Below are 15,384 nucleotides of genomic sequence, written 5' to 3' on the forward strand. Positions count from 1 at the left end.
TCTTTTAGGATTTTATGTGATAGAATAACAGGAAGTTATTAACTATTTCATGCCAAACAAGCTAAAAAAGAAATCTAACATACTCGCACAAAGGGTGCATGATATTTATGATCATGATTTCAGGAAGGTAATCTGCATCACAACAGGTTTAACAGCCCTATTGTGTAAGATTTCACTGCAATTTTGCTGCGAGTTCATTGACAATAATAGATCCAATATCTTTCTTATACGGAATGTTGCTCGGCTAGTAAAGTTTCCGACATCTATTCTATACATTGCCCATTCTGCATTTACTCTACAGGATCTAATTAAGGATTACAGAAACCCTGAGAGTAAAAAAGAGCTGGCAAAAATTGTGGGTAAATCGGCTAATCTTGCAAGCAGCACCATAGAAGCGCTAATGATGTTGAAAATCATCCATTTTTGCACTGGAAGCAATACAGACATAATAAGTTATATTAACTTAACCTCAACGATCCTATTTTTGTTCATTTCAGAACCTATAAGCTATTATTATACATGCAAGGAATATCTGGATAATAAGGATCCTGAAAAGTCTGCTGAGTGTAAGAAGGACCTTATTATTAGCACATTAACTTTGTCGTTAGGTTTATTAAACTTCATATTAAGAAGGATAGAGACTCCAACTATACCAATAAACTTAGGTAATGGTATAATCTATAATTTCAACTTAAGCGTAACAGTCAGCATAATATATAGTGCAGTATTTCTTGCAGTTCAGCTTGACAAATTGTTTCAACAACCTGTCAATGATGATCCTTCCACTGAACTTGATGATGTTCATAATATAAACGGTCATTCTAATGACAGCACTGTAGAGGTATAAGAATTAGGGATGAAAAGATTTTATTTCTACTGCCAACGCTAGTACTGCTAATTTGCTAACAATACTCCAAAGTGATAGAATTTTACCTTCTACAACCTGGCTAACATCATGAAACTCACAGTCAGTGGCATTCAAGCTAGAATATACATCTTTTCTGCTATTACATCGGTATAAGTAACATGTTGGAGTATCTCCTATATAGTATATTAGCGGTTCTGCAGAACTGCTTTTAAACATGTCAATGGTTGGTACACCTTCTTGTATAATAACGCTATTGATTGCTATTCCTTCTTTTATCTTTTTCATTTTATGACGCTTTTTTTTATTGAGGTTTAATATTTCCTCTCCACTTGTTGCTGTTATAATGCCCATCCCATATGTGCCATTGCTTGCTTTGATAAAAACGTAAGGTTGTGTTTTTATTTCATATTCCTCATATTTTTTTTGCACTAGAGATAATACTTGGTCAACTTTAGTTGCTACTGCTCCTAGTGACAAATCATCATCAAAATCAACTCCATCACAGCTCTCTGTAAGCACAGAAATTAGCCATGGGTCTATTTTAAATTCGCCACAAAACTCAGATGCTAATTCTTGATAGATTTCAAAATACTTAAATTTCTGTCTGCTATGCCAACCGTATAGTGGGCTTGGTACTATATCTTGCTTTACGTCTTTCAGCGTGTCTGGAATGTGGCTCGTCATATCACGGTTCAGTATAATAACATCAGGCACAAATCCTGAAGTTGTCTTTAGCAGAGAGTTTTCTTTCACAACAGTTTCATACTGTTCTATTAAATTGTATACTTCATTATATAAAAGGCCAATTCTAGTCTCAAAACCTGCGAGTTGTAGTATTTTCTCTATAACAAATACGTTTTCTATATACATTTTATTGCGTGTATAATTTTCCGGTATTATAAGAACCTTTTTGTATTGATGTCTTTTAAAATAGCTTTTTATCAATCTTGCTGCCATCGTTCTTGATTCTTCACTTAAGTTATTGAACCCCGCAGGAAATAAATTAGCGTCTACTGGAACGATTTTATAGCCAGAGTTTCTAAGATCTATAGAGCTATAAAATGGCGATGTAAGGCCATTAAATTTTGCTTCGAACCAATTATTTATACTTTTTTCCAAATCTGGGTGAATTATGTTTTGCATCTGCACTTTAAATGTTATAAGGAAGGTATTATATTATAAGCTATAGTTGAACATATTTAGTAAATTTGACTAAAGATTAAAGTATAATGAGATTCTTATTTAAAGTGATAGAAAAATGATTCAACACGATAACAATAAAATGTATGGCACTACTATATTATCAATTAGAAAAGATAAAAGTGTAGTAGTAATAGGTGACGGACAAGTTTCACTGGGCCACACTGTTATAAAATCTGGAGCAAAAAAAGTTAGGCGTCTTTCTGGTGATTCCGTAATTGCTGGATTTGCCGGGGCAACAGCCGACGCATTTACTCTTTTTGAAAGATTAGAATCTAAACTTGACAAGCACCCAGGGCAATTAATGAGAGCATGTGTTGAACTTGCAAAAGACTGGAGAATGGATAAATATCTGAGGAAATTAGAAGCTATGATGATCGTTGCAGATAAATCTATTTCATTAGTAATTACGGGAACAGGTGATGTTCTTGAACCTGAAGATGGAGTCGCAGCTATTGGCTCTGGGGGAAATTTTGCTCTATCTGCAGCAAGAGCTTTAATTGACATTAAAGGAATATCAATAGAGGAAATTGCGAAAAAGGCTATGAAGATAGCTGGCGATATATGTGTTTATACAAATCATAATGTAGTTATTGAAAAGATAGAGGAGTGATATGTCTTCCAAGCAAAAAACTTTATGCACCAATTTTTCCAATCAGCCCATAACCCTTTCAGAAGGGCGGTCTTGTAGTAGTGACACCTACGATGAAAAAGATAACCTCTATAAAGATACTAAGAGTGGTTTTGATTCAAATGACAGCGATGTTCAAGTTAATGACAGCACTCAAGTTTTGTTAGATGACCTGCCACCACAGAAGATAGTTAAAGAATTGGACAGATTCATAATCGGACAGGATGATGCAAAGCGTGCTGTTGCCATTGCGCTCAGAAATCGTTGGCGTCGCAATCAGGTTCCATTTCCATTGCGTGATGAAATCATACCTAAGAATATATTGATGATCGGTCATACAGGGGTTGGTAAAACTGAAATAGCTCGTCGCTTAGCAAAACTTGCCGGTGCACCGTTCATAAAAATTGAGGCAACGAAGTTTACTGAAATAGGGTACGTTGGACGTGACGTTGATTCGATAATACGCGATTTAGTTGATGCAGCAATAGTTTTAGTTAAAGAGAAAGCCCGTAAAGCCTTAGCTAAAAAGGCTTTAATTTTAGCTGAGAAAACAATAGTAAACTCTATGGTAGGCGAAAATGCAACCGAAGAGAGTAAAAAAATTTTTAGAGAAAGGTTGAGGAATAAAGAGTTTGAGGACGGAGAAGTTTCTATTAACGTCAGAGAGAGCAAGAGTATGTTACCTACTTTCGATATACCAGGCATGCCAGGTGGGCAAGTTGGTGTGATGAATGTAACAGAAATAATGGGCAAGATGTTTAACGGGAGCAAAAAAACAAAAACTATTACGGTGAAGGTAAAAGAAGCGCGTGAAATATTAATTAATGAAGAAAGTGAAAGGCTAATGGATGAAGATAAGATAATCAAAGAAGCCATTGATCTTGTTAGTAATGACGGTATAGTATTTTTGGATGAAATAGACAAAATTGCAGCGCGTACAGAAGTAAAAGGTGAAGTAAACAGAGAAGGAGTGCAACGCGATCTGTTACCATTACTTGAAGGAACAACTGTTACAACTAAGTATGGCCATGTAAAAACAGACTATATATTATTTATTGCATCTGGTGCTTTTCATCAGTCTAAACCATCTGAGCTCTTACCGGAATTGCAGGGCAGATTACCGATCAGGGTAGAACTTAAGGCACTTACTCAAGAAGATTTAATAAGAATATTAAAGGAACCAGAATCTAGTTTGTTAAAGCAGTACATAGCTTTAATGAAAACAGAAAATGTGACACTTGAGTTCACTGATGATGGTATAAAAACCATAGCTGAAATAGCGTTTACAGTTAATAGGCAAGTGGAAAATATAGGCGCAAGAAGGCTTCACACTGTTATGGAGAAGCTTTTAGATGAGATAAGTTTCATTGCTTCTGAGAAAAATAGCGAAAAATTCATTATAGACAGCAAGTATGTAAAAGATAAACTTGAGTCAATTTCGAAGCAGCTTGATTTATCTAAGTTTATACTTTAGGAAAAACGAAAAGCCTACTTTAAGTAATATAGAAAGTGTTCAGAAGGTCAGCCAGTAGACCTAAAATTTCAGCTATATTCTTTAGGCTGTTTTTCAACAGTAGAATGGTGTGCTGCGACCTCTTGCTTAACATCTAAGCTTAAGTCAATTATTGAGATATTTTCTTCATCATAATCTATGTCTTTTATTAACATATCGTCAGTAATAGTCAAAAGGTCAGGCGGAGAAAGAATAGTTCTTTTATTACCAGCTCTCATTCCCACAACTCCAAGCTCTATAGCAAGTGGTATTTTTTTATCGCCAACCCTAAATTGCACTGTTTGATCTTTGGCTATATATTCTCCATTATGCTCCTTTACGCTATATTTAACCGATATCTCATCACCGCACCTTACTTGTTTTCCAGTCTTGTTAATTAAGTCATTAAAAACCATCAGATTATTTACTGAGTCGGGATATTTATCCTTTACTTCGATCAGTTTGACGTAATAAGAATTAAAATTCATTTTGTTATCATTGGCAATAGTAACTACACGCTCTCCGCCTTCTTTCATACCTATTACCCCTAAACTCACTTCTTTTAGGTTATCTTGACCTATTTTCAAAGTAACATCAGAAACTTTGCTAGGGAGTGTTGCTAAGTTATTATTAGAAATTTTATATATTTGCAATAGGACTTCCAGGCCACAAAAAGCCTTGCTGCCACTGCCTTCAGTAATTTCATAAAAATTTATTGAATCTTCTTCTTTTTGCTGCGTCATTTCTTCTAAATATTCTGTCAGCCCATGCTTTTCAATATAGCGGTCAAGTGCTGATTCAAGTATTGGCTTCACTAGGTAATATGCTATCGTCTGTATCAAACCACCATGCGTGGCATTTATCTCATAAAGCTTGTCCTTTTTTTCCGATTTACCTTTGTTTATATAGACAATAGTAAACACAAAAGCAGAAGTTAAAGTGAGAATCATTACTACGGAAATAAGCATTTGTAATATAATTTTTCTAACCATCTTTCTTTACTTGATTCAATAAATCATATAAATAATTAGTATCCCCTGAAAGCGCACTCAAATTATCCAAGCCTTGTTTAAAGAGGCCATCTATATAGTCCTCTACTTCACTTTTACCAAGCACAGACATAAGATTATTTGTTTTATCTTGTTCGTAGTCTTCAATATCATCCTTAGCTTGAAAGATAAGCCCTAGATTTATTCCATAGTTATATAACGCTCTCCGTTGTTCATCTGTAGCACCCCCTATTATAGCACCTATTTCACATGAAGCTGCAAATAGTTTTGCGGTTTTCATCAAATGAATTTCTTTTATTTTGTTAAAATCTGCACCAATATCTAAAATCTGTCCTCCCACCATTCCCCTAATTCCTATTGCTTGAGAGAGCACTTTTATGATCTCACAGCGTTTCTCATTTAACGAAGATAATACCTCAAAAGCCAGAGTAAGTAGTGCATCTCCGGCAAGTACTGCTGTTGCTTCATCAAATTTTTTATGGCAGCTTAGCTGGCTTCTGCGAGTATCACTGTTGTCCATGCACGGTAAATCATCGTGAATTAGAGAGTAAGCATGAACAAATTCAATTGCTGCAGCAACTGATATTACTTTTTTAGCTTCCGCGTTAAACACTCGCGATGAAGCTACGACTAAAAAGGAGCGTATATGTTTTGCAGGAGCAAGGAGTATATAACGCATAGCTGATATAAGCTTATTCTCACTATTTTCTGGTAAAAGTTTATTTACTTCTACAATAAGCAAATTTTTTGTTGTTTCGTCTAGCATTTTTGAATTGTTAATTGTTTAGCACGTAACGCTAGCCAGCTAGGGCAGTAGAAAACTTTACTGTAGTTTACCAGTTATAAAAGATATTGCAAACATAAAAATTTTTTATAACATCAAAGAATAGGTTATTTTTTTGGTAAGAAATGTGAATAGCGAACTAGCAAAGAGCACTAGAGAAGACATAGAAGAAAAAGTGAAAAAGATTATACTAGAGCATATTAGTAAGGATGTAGAGAAATTCAACAGCTCTTCAAAGCTTTCGGAGCATGGTACAGACAGCTTAGATGCAGTTGAAATCATCATGGCAGCAGAAGAAGAGTTTGGAATAGAAATTCCAGATGAAGACGCACAAAAAATGGAAACTATGGAGCAAATAGTTGAGTACATTAATAATAAAAAAGGCTAATAGTTAGTGTTAAATGAGCAGAAGAGTAGTAGTCACTGGTGTTGGTTTAATCACTCCACTAGCGGCAGATGTTGACAACACTTGGTCAAGGCTAATAAAAAGTGAGTCTGGCATAAAAGCAATCAATACGGATAGATTTGACTCTTCTGATCTTGCTTGCAAAATTGCAGGGCAGGTGCCGTTGCAATCAGACAACATTGAGCACCATTTCAATCCACTAGATTATATTTCTGAGAAAGACTCAAAAAGGACAGATCGTTTTATCCATTACGGTATTGCAGCAGCTATTCAGGCAGTAGATGATTCATTAATTTTGGAAAGCCAAAATATCAATCGGGAACGTGTTGGTGTGACTATTGGCTCTGGTATAGGTGGTCTTCCGTCAATTCAGGAAAATGTTATTACCATGCAGGAAAAAGGGCCCAGACGTGTCAGTCCATTTTTTGTCCCTGCAAGTCTAATAAATTTGATATCTGGCCATATTTCTATTAAATACGAATTTACAGGTCCAAACGATTCAGCAGTAACCGCATGTGCAACAGGTGCGCATGCAATCATAAACTCAGCAAGAACTATAAAACTTGGTGAAGCGGATGTTATGATTGCAGGTGGAGCAGAAAGTGCACTGTGTAGAGTTGGAATTGCAGGTTTTGCATCTATGAAGGCGTTATCAACTAAATTTAACGATAAACCGGAAGAAGCTTCAAGGCCATGGGATGAAGAACGCGATGGTTTTGTTATGGGTGAAGGAGCAGGTATATTGGTGCTGGAGGAATACGAACATGCGAAAAAAAGGGGGGCAAAAATACATGCTGAACTGGTTGGGTACGGACTCACAGGAGATGCGCACCACATTACAGCACCACATCCAGAAGGAAGAGGCGCATTTAAGGCAATGCAGCTTGCTTTAAAGAGCGCACAAATTAATCCCAATCAAGTAGGGTATATCAATGCACATGGAACTTCAACGCCACTTGGAGATAAAATTGAAGTAATAGCAATGAAACAGTTATTCGGTGACTACGTTTATAAAATACCTGTTTCTTCAACTAAATCTTCTATAGGACATTTACTTGGTGCTGCAGGGAGCGTTGAAGCAATATTCAGTATTCTTGCGTTAAATAATGGAATTATTCCGCCAACCTTAAATTTACACAAGCCTTCAGAAGGATGTGATTTAAATTTTGTACCGTTTAAAGCTCAGGAGCATAAAATTCAATATGCACTTTCTAATTCGTTTGGTTTTGGTGGCACTAATGCATCGCTCATATTTGGACAAGTTTAGTTGATGTCACCCCAGTGTCTTCCTCTTGTCATTCCAGTACCCTCCTCTTGTCATGCAAGCAGCTCTCCTACTGTCATCCCAGCACGTGACACTGGGATGACAAACGGTTGTGAAAGGGAATACATATAAAAATTAAACTATCAATAGCAATTCAAAAAGAAAAAATATTCTATTCATCCCTGAAGAAGTATTTTATTGACAATTTATGAATAAAGATCAATAATGCAGAAAAGGAATTGATGGGCGTATGCATGAATTTAACCACTATTAATTGTACATTATTTGTTGTAATTACATATTTTTTGACGTGCATTATAGCTTGGTGCTTACCTTTCAAAGACATAACATTATTAACAACATTTGTTCCGGCTTCAGTTGCAATTTTGCTAACCATTTATAATAAACAGAAGGTAAGGGATCTTTTTAAACTTAGTTCGCCAAAAAACTGTCTATTAGGGTTTATACTTATTCTGGTAAGTATGCTAATTTCCAATGGTCTTTTGTCAATTTACTGCGGTTTTTCATTTTTCCGAGAGTCTTTTACGTTAGACCGTGTAAAGGATTTGAGTGCAGTTTTGAGTCCATTAGTGATGTTATTTGTTTTATTATCAACCTTTGTGATGTGGATCATTATGTCTCTTGGTGAAGAGATCGGTTGGCGTGGCTATCTTTTGAAAAATCTTAAAAGCAAAATATCAAATTTTTATATCAGAGCAATTATTGTCGGTATTATTTGGTCAGTATGGCACATACCAACTTATGTGGTTGCTGGCTCAGCTTTGTGGAAGGATGGCTTTACATTCCCGACTATTTGTGCTTATACCCTTTATATTTGTGCAATGTCTATAATGTTTACCTGGTTGTTTGAAAAAGACAACTCGATTTGGCCAGTAACTATTGCTCATGCAACAAATAATCTTGTGTATAGTATTTTGAGCATTCTAATGCCGTCTCCTCCTCTGTCAACTTTCGATGCAGTAATTCGCCTTACATTAGGAGCAGCTGGTTATTTCATTGTTGCAATTGGTGTTATTTGGTTTGATAAAGCTCGAGAGCGTCATTTGAGTAATTCATAGTATAAAATTTCGGGGGCAATTCGCATCAGGTGTCATGCAGGTAGCATGACACTGGGATGATGAGGAAGAAAAAGCAAATTTTGCCTTTTACGGTCAATCTATTATACTTAGTAAGACTTCAATAAACTAATGAATTATACTTTATATCTAATTAAATGCACAAGATATTAATAAGAAATAACTACAAACCTTTGGTCGGAAAAATCAAGATTAATGGCTCAAAAAATGCTGTTTTACCAATAATGGCAGCAAGTCTATTAAGTAGCTCCCCGGTAATTTTGCATAATGTACCTGATTTAATTGATGTGCATCTAATGTCTAAGTTGCTTGAAAGTCTTGGAGCAGAAGTGAACTTTATGCACAATAAAAATTATAAAGCGAACCATACTTTGAAAATTGACTGCAGCAATATCAACAATCACGTGATGCCATATAAAACCGCAAGTAAGCTAAGAACTTCTTTTCTAATATTGGGTCCAATGCTTAGCAGATTTGGCAAAGCGAGAACAGCATTTCCTGGTGGATGCAACATTGGAAAGCGTCCCGTTGATATGCATATTAAAGCATTAGAAGAAATGGGAGCTAAAATTGAAATTGACGGCTATAATATAATTGCAACAGTGAAAGGAAAGCTACAAGGAAAAGAAATCACATTTGAGAAAATAAGTGTTGGCGCAACAGAAAATGTAATAATGGCAGCAACATTTGCAGAAGGAGTGACAACAATAAACAATGCTGCAACTGAGCCGGAAGTTCTTGATTTAATAGATTTTCTGAAGAAAATGGGTGCTGATATTGAAATTGATAATACAAAGGTCATAATAACAGGAGTTGAAGCACTAAATGGATGTGTTCATAAAATAATACCAGATCGCATAGAAGCAGGCACCTATGCACTAGCTGCTATAATAACCGGTGGTAAGTTGGAGTTGGAAGGAATAAATCTATCTGATATAAGGTGTATTACAAATGAGTTGGAGACTATAGGAGCTATGGTTGAACTGTATGATGGAGGCATTGTTATTTCCAGAAAAAATGGCTCTATTAAGTCTGCTAACGTTGCGACAGATCCATATCCCAATTTTCCCAGTGATATGCAACCACAACTGATGTCTGCAATGTGCATCGCTGATGGGATATCAGTAATTGAAGAGAACATTTTTGAAAACAGATTTACACATGCAGATGAATTGAGAAAGTTAGGTGCTAATATCAGCATCGAGAAAAGCAAAGCTACTATAAGTGGAATAAAAAGCTTATCTGGAGCTAATCTATATGCTACTGACTTAAGATCAACAGCAGCTTTGGTGCTTGCTTCTTTGGTAGCCGGTGGAGAAACTATAATAAACAATTCACATCATTTATGGAGAGGATATGAAGCAATGCATGAAAAACTCAATTCATGTGGAGCTGATATCTCCATTTCGTCTTGAGGATATTTTATGAATGAAGCAACCAAACGAACTATAGTAAAAGAAATAGATGCAATCTTATATGAAGAACATAAGGTATTAGACCATGGATTTATTCGAGTAGTGGATTATATGGGCTCTGATAGCGCTATAGTTCAAGCTGCTCGTGTTTCTTATGGCAAGGGAACAAAACAGATAAGTCAGGATGAAGCACTTATAAAGTATTTAATGAGACATCATCATACAACTCCATTTGAAATGTGTGAAATTAAGTTTCACGTGAAACTTCCAATTTTTGTTGCAAGGCAATGGATAAGGCATAGAACTGCAAATGTGAATGAATATTCAGCAAGGTATTCAATACTTGATAATGAATTTTATACACCTAAACCAGAACAAGTTGCAAAACAATCTGACAATAATAAACAAGGTAGCGGGGAAGCTTTTGATCCAGATACCTCAAAGGAAATAATAGATTCTCTAACAAATGACTCTAATTTAGTATATTCTCATTATGAAAAATTTATTGAGCAGGGGCTTGCAAGAGAAATTGCCAGAACTAACCTAATGCTTAATTACTACACGCAATTTTATTGGAAAATAGATCTGCATAATCTCCTTCATTTTTTGAAGCTTAGAGCTGATAAGCATGCCCAATATGAAATCAGAGTTTATGCAGAAGTTATGCTGGATATAATAAAAAAATGGGTTCCACTGGCCTACAATGCCTTTGTTGAATATTGCCTAGAATCAGCCTGTATTTCAAGAACTGGTCTAGAAATAATTCGCAAATTAATTAAAGGGGAAAACGTTACTAGAGAAGAAAGTAATATTGGTAAAAGAGAATGGGGCGAGCTGATGTCTATACTTGATAAACAATCTTAAAGATAAAGGCATACGTGTCAATCTCCTCTGTCAGTTAACTCTCGTTCACCAGATTGAATCTTGCTTTTTACATCACATTAACTCATCACTTTTATAGAACATCTCATTAAAATCATTTAGAGTTCCAAAATCCTGACCCTTGATAAACAGGTGATCATTAGCAACATGTGCTTCATCAAGAGTAAACAGCTCGTAATGATGATTGTGAGCGGGCCTAACAATTTCATTATATAAAACCATTACTTGTTCGTAGTTATATCCATCGCCAGCATGATATTTACCACGTACGGTATCATAAAAATTCTTTACATCATCATATGTCACTTGCAGCTCCACCTTATACTTTCCCACTTCAAGAGGACTTCCTGTCTTTATTTTTAAGGGATGTTGTGAATTTGCAACACTGTTAGAAGTTTCTGCTTCAATATCAGAATTTTTATCCATATTTTCTATCACACTTGCCATAACAGTTTCTTGTTCATCTTCTGTTGGTTTTGTTTGTTTTTCAGTCTTATTACTGCTACTGTCAGTTTCCACAGTTACTTTTTTTACTTCTATATCTTTTTGAGCTTTCTCATTACTTTGCTTGTGTATTTCATCTCCATGCAATTTTTCCTGCAGAGCTTTTTTCGTATCAGCATAATCATCACGATTGCTTTGCAAAGCTGGTTTATAACTGCTGCTATCATCCGCTTGCATTTGATCTATATAGTTAGATTCTTCTTCCTGTATAGTATTTTTTGCGTTATCCTCACCAACCGTTCCTTTCTCCCCAGACTTGGCTTCACTCTCTACCACAACTTCTTCGTCTACTTGCTCATCATCAATTGTAAATTCAGTACCTATCTGATTGCTATCTTCCTCCAATTCATTCTCTAATTTTTCAGATAGCTGGTCACCACTCAAATATGGTTCCTTTGAATATTTAGCATAATTATGGGGATCGGTTCTGTTTTCTGAATAAAACCCACTTTCAAAGTCTGAGTAGGAGCTTTGATTGAGCACAAAAAATAAGTTTTCATAATTAACCAGCATATCACTATCAGGGCTAACAAAATTTAAATATTCATCGCCTTCCCATTCTGGGTGGTGTCTATACTCTGCTATGTAGTATTTACTAGAGTCGAGAGGTATCTTGTCACCTTCTTCCCCATCAAGTTGTAAAACTACTGCTGAATGCCCATTACCTAAATCATTACCTTTTACCACTTTGAATATTTTAATCTCATCCTTTTCTACAAGTTCTTTTAACTCCTCGTTCTTTTCATTTAACTCTTCCTCCCTTTGTCTTTCTGCTTCTCTCTCTCTTGCCAATCTTTCTGCTTCTTCATCAGCTTTCTTCTGCAGTTGTGAGAATACATTTTGTAATATATCTTGTGTGGTTAAGCTATTTGTGTTGCTTAAAAAATTATCTAACACATTTGATGCAATTGGTGACAATTCACCGTGATCATCAAATACTTTTTCCTTTGCTTTATCATAGTGATTTGGGTTATAGATTGCATACAGAGGATAAAAACCATAATCTGCAATTGACGCTCCGTCAGGTGATAGTTCCATTGAGAATCCATAGTAATTAAGTGGAAGATTGGAGGTTAAATATTTACCGTTATCATCCCTAACGTGTAGCTCACTTCTACCATTGTGCTCACTATATTTGTTGTAGTAGATATAAAAATTCTCATGGTTAAGATTGAAGTGATCATCTAGATTATCGAATTGAATTGTACTGCCAAGCTTCTCCCGCAAAAGATTTTTGCTTTCATCTGTAAGCTTTATATGTGCAGAAAAGTAGTATCGATCTATAGGTTCGCCTTTTTCTATTTCAAAGTTCAAAGTAATCTTGTCGTTGACCATTGGTAGCCTCCACAAATTCTATAAATCATTTTATTTATCAATCATACGGTCTGTACTATGAAAAATGTGTTAAACATTAAGATTTTCTCTGTACCGATTCATCTATATTGCCAAGCTTAATAAAGTTACAAGCTCTTTAAAACAATGTTAAACTCAATCACTATGGCAAAAACAGTTGACGTATTACTACCACTTCCAATTGATCAGTTATTTTCATATGCAATTGAGGAAAGTACTGAGATTTTACTTGGAGATTACGTAGTAGTGCCATTTGGCAAAAAACGCTTAATCGGAATAGTTTGGAAATACAGTGATAAAAGTAACCGAGAATTAAAATTTATTGAGCAAAAAATCGATTTACCAAATATTAGACCAAAATTGATTGCATTTGCAGAGTGGGTTGCACAATACAATTTAATACCTATTGGTATGCTTGCCAAAGTGATAATGGGAGGAGTGTTAAAAGTAAATCACATAGATAAATTGGTTTGTGTTGAACAAAAGCAGGAAACAAGTGAAATAAGTTGCCAATTAAGCCCTGAACAGCAGATAGCTAGTGATAAAATAATCAGCAATTTGAACGAGTATTCAGTGACTTTGCTTGACGGTGAGACAGGATCTGGAAAAACGGAAGTTTATCTCTCTGTGATTGCACAATTGATTAAGAATTACACTGCCGTTCCAAATGCTGCTCAGACTTTACCATCCCAGTGCCCAGAGACACAACTGTACGAACATTGTGATTTGGGTCTACCAAGAGGGTGTCATCCGAGTAGCCTGACACTGGGATCCAGTTTTTCATATAACCTCATTACAAATGTTTATTTTAACTTAAAACCAATACCTAATTTACAATCAAAATTCCTGGATTCCAGTGTCAAGCACTGGAATGACACCTTTATACTCAAGGCAAAACCCACTGTAACATTTAGCATACCGTCTTTGCCACGTACTAGTATGACACCAGAATATGTTGAAATGACATCAGGAGAAGGTAATACACAAATTTTAATCCTCCTACCTGAAATTGTTTTAACTTCACAATTGGTAAATCGTGTTCGCGGTCAGATATCAAAAAACTTAGTTGAATGGTACTCAGGGCTCACTCCAAAAACTCGCCGGAATAATTGGCTCAATATAGCAAATGGAAATGCGCAGATAATTATTGGTGCACGGTCAGCGCTTTTTTTGCCTTATAAAAACCTAAAATTGATTATCGTTGATGAAGAGCACGACTCATCTTTTAAACAAGAACAGGGAATTATATATAATGCTCGAGATATGGCGATAATCTTAGCCAAATTTGAAAATATTCCGATTATTTTATCATCAGCTACTCCACTGCTTGAAACGATTCATCATGTTAAAAACGGGAATTACAATCATGTAAAGCTAACTAAACGATTTGGTGGTGCAGAATTGCCACTCATTAAAGTAGTAGATATGAGGAACGACAAGCAATGGATCTCCTCTGAGCTTTTTGAAAGCATCAAACAAACCATAGAGAAAAAACAGCAGGTTATGCTTTTTCTAAACCGCAGAGGGTATGCACAACTGGCAATTTGTAAAAAGTGTGGATATAAAATTTCCTGCTTAAATTGTGCTGTTTGGCTTACATATCACAAGAAAAAGAATGCTCTTTTGTGCCACCACTGCTCTTATCAATTGAAACTTCCAGAAAAATGCTCTAATTGCCAAAGTGAACAGCCGTTGTCCCTCTACGGCATAGGAATTGAAAAGTTACTTGAAGAAATGGTGAAATTAATACCAAACGCAAAAACTGCGATTATAAGCAGCGATCAGAAGTCGGTTAGTAACATCATTGATTTAGTGTTAAAGGAAGAGGTGAACATTATAATCGGCACACAAATAATTGCTAAAGGGCACAATTTTCCTAAATTAACTTTGGTTGGAGTAATAAATGCAGATTTGAGCCTCGAAAATTCTGATTTGAGAGCAGCGGAAAAGACGTATCAATTATTGCACCAAGTTGCAGGCAGATCAGGAAGGTTTAATGAAAAAGGAATGGTAATAGTGCAAACCAATAATCCTGAAGGTTCAATAATAAAAGCATTGCTGCATCAAAAAAGGGACTCATTTTATGAAATTGAACTTAAGTCAAGACGTGAAGCCAAAATGCCACCATTTAGCAGATTAATAGCGCTTATCATTTGTGGTAAGAATCAGATTGCAACACAAAAAGCAGCGAATGAAATAGTAAAATCTCTTCTTTGTCATCCAAGTAGCTTAACTACTTGTATCCAGGAAAAAAATGTAGGTGTAGACAAAAAGGAATTTGAAATTCTTGGCCCATCACCAGCAGCGATAAATTTTTTAAATAATAAGTATCGGTATAGGGTATTATTAAAAATACACAATAAGCATAGTCTATCCATACAAAAAAAGCTGAAATATTGGATTAAAAATTGTAACTTGAATTCGAGTATTGCAGTGATAATAGATGTTGATCCTGTGAGTTTTTTTTAACGAGTTTAT

The 15,384-nt window shown here is 35.5% G+C and carries 15 protein-coding genes; 10 read left to right on the forward strand and 5 right to left on the reverse strand.

Translation table 11 applies throughout. The features are described from left to right. The first annotated feature begins 49 nt into the window (after positions 1-49). The gene (locus tag INQ25_RS05785) at positions 50-847 is read left to right on the forward strand and encodes a hypothetical protein (RefSeq protein WP_006280195.1); all 798 of its coding nucleotides are present in this window, start codon (positions 50-52) and stop codon (positions 845-847) included. A 3-nt stretch (positions 848-850) separates the two neighbouring features. Here the strand turns inward: INQ25_RS05785 and gshA are convergent, their stop codons facing one another. Beyond that, entirely contained in the window at positions 851-2,011 is a 1,161-nt protein-coding gene (gene gshA / locus INQ25_RS05790; RefSeq protein ID WP_213863288.1) for a glutamate--cysteine ligase, read from the reverse strand. Positions 2,012-2,126: 115 nt separating this feature from the next. Between gshA and hslV the strand changes: the two genes are divergently transcribed. Further along, positions 2,127-2,681 carry an ATP-dependent protease subunit HslV gene (gene hslV, locus INQ25_RS05795; RefSeq protein ID WP_006280198.1) on the forward strand — a complete coding sequence of 185 codons (555 nt, stop codon included), beginning with the start codon at positions 2,127-2,129 and terminating at the stop codon, positions 2,679-2,681. A 1-nt stretch (position 2,682) separates the two neighbouring features. Continuing rightward, positions 2,683-4,173, forward strand: a complete 1,491-nt coding sequence (hslU, locus tag INQ25_RS05800; protein WP_213863289.1) for an ATP-dependent protease ATPase subunit HslU — start codon at positions 2,683-2,685, stop codon at positions 4,171-4,173. Positions 4,174-4,241: 68 nt separating this feature from the next. On the opposite strand, the gene INQ25_RS05805 is transcribed toward hslU, so the two are convergent. Together INQ25_RS05805 and INQ25_RS05810 are read right to left on the reverse strand one after the other, a co-directional pair. Beyond that, on the reverse strand, positions 4,242-5,183 hold the full coding sequence (locus tag INQ25_RS05805; protein ID WP_213863290.1) for an FKBP-type peptidyl-prolyl cis-trans isomerase: 942 nt from the start codon (positions 5,181-5,183) through the stop codon (positions 4,242-4,244). After that, a complete protein-coding gene (locus INQ25_RS05810) occupies positions 5,176-5,967 on the reverse strand; it encodes a polyprenyl synthetase family protein (RefSeq protein WP_213863291.1) in 792 nt (263 codons plus the stop codon). Before INQ25_RS05810 ends, INQ25_RS05805 begins: the two co-directional genes overlap by 8 nt. A gap of 145 nt (positions 5,968-6,112) precedes the next feature. On the opposite strand from INQ25_RS05810, the gene acpP reads away from it, so the two are divergent. From acpP to INQ25_RS06690, 3 genes are read left to right on the forward strand one after another with little or no spacing between them, the layout of a single operon-like run. Continuing rightward, complete coding sequence (acpP, locus tag INQ25_RS05815; RefSeq protein ID WP_006279836.1) at positions 6,113-6,373, forward strand: acyl carrier protein; 261 nt, start codon at positions 6,113-6,115, stop codon at positions 6,371-6,373. A gap of 13 nt (positions 6,374-6,386) precedes the next feature. Further along, entirely contained in the window at positions 6,387-7,658 is a 1,272-nt protein-coding gene (gene fabF, locus INQ25_RS05820) for a beta-ketoacyl-ACP synthase II (RefSeq protein WP_010082030.1), read from the forward strand. A gap of 3 nt (positions 7,659-7,661) precedes the next feature. After that, positions 7,662-7,787 carry a hypothetical protein gene (locus INQ25_RS06690; RefSeq protein ID WP_255322260.1) on the forward strand — a complete coding sequence of 42 codons (126 nt, stop codon included), beginning with the start codon at positions 7,662-7,664 and terminating at the stop codon, positions 7,785-7,787. Positions 7,788-7,827: 40 nt separating this feature from the next. Here INQ25_RS06690 and INQ25_RS06535 read toward each other — a convergent pair whose 3' ends face one another. Continuing rightward, positions 7,828-8,052: a hypothetical protein gene (locus INQ25_RS06535; protein ID WP_010082031.1), complete on the reverse strand. Its 225-nt coding sequence runs from the start codon at positions 8,050-8,052 to the stop codon at positions 7,828-7,830. Here INQ25_RS06535 and INQ25_RS07020 point away from each other — a divergent pair. From INQ25_RS07020 to thyX, 3 genes are all read left to right on the forward strand, one after another. Further along, a complete protein-coding gene (locus INQ25_RS07020; protein WP_458695336.1) occupies positions 7,961-8,734 on the forward strand; it encodes a lysostaphin resistance A-like protein in 774 nt (257 codons plus the stop codon). The genes INQ25_RS06535 and INQ25_RS07020 overlap by 92 nt on opposite strands. Positions 8,735-8,889: 155 nt before the next feature. Then, on the forward strand, positions 8,890-10,167 hold the full coding sequence (gene murA / locus INQ25_RS05830) for a UDP-N-acetylglucosamine 1-carboxyvinyltransferase (RefSeq protein ID WP_006279833.1): 1,278 nt from the start codon (positions 8,890-8,892) through the stop codon (positions 10,165-10,167). 9 nt (positions 10,168-10,176) lie between these two features. Next, positions 10,177-11,031, forward strand: a complete 855-nt coding sequence (gene thyX / locus INQ25_RS05835) for an FAD-dependent thymidylate synthase (protein ID WP_015589436.1) — start codon at positions 10,177-10,179, stop codon at positions 11,029-11,031. Between the two features lie 72 nt (positions 11,032-11,103). Here thyX and INQ25_RS05840 read toward each other — a convergent pair whose 3' ends face one another. Beyond that, complete coding sequence (locus INQ25_RS05840) at positions 11,104-12,888, reverse strand: hypothetical protein (RefSeq protein ID WP_213863293.1); 1,785 nt, start codon at positions 12,886-12,888, stop codon at positions 11,104-11,106. Between the two features lie 144 nt (positions 12,889-13,032). Here INQ25_RS05840 and priA point away from each other — a divergent pair, with 144 nt between their 5' ends. Beyond that, a complete protein-coding gene (priA, locus tag INQ25_RS05845; protein ID WP_213863294.1) occupies positions 13,033-15,375 on the forward strand; it encodes a replication restart helicase PriA in 2,343 nt (780 codons plus the stop codon). Positions 15,376-15,384: the final 9 nt, after the last annotated feature.

This window comes from Wolbachia endosymbiont of Rhagoletis cerasi (assembly GCF_018454475.1).
Taxonomy (GTDB): domain Bacteria; phylum Pseudomonadota; class Alphaproteobacteria; order Rickettsiales; family Anaplasmataceae; genus Wolbachia; species Wolbachia pipientis.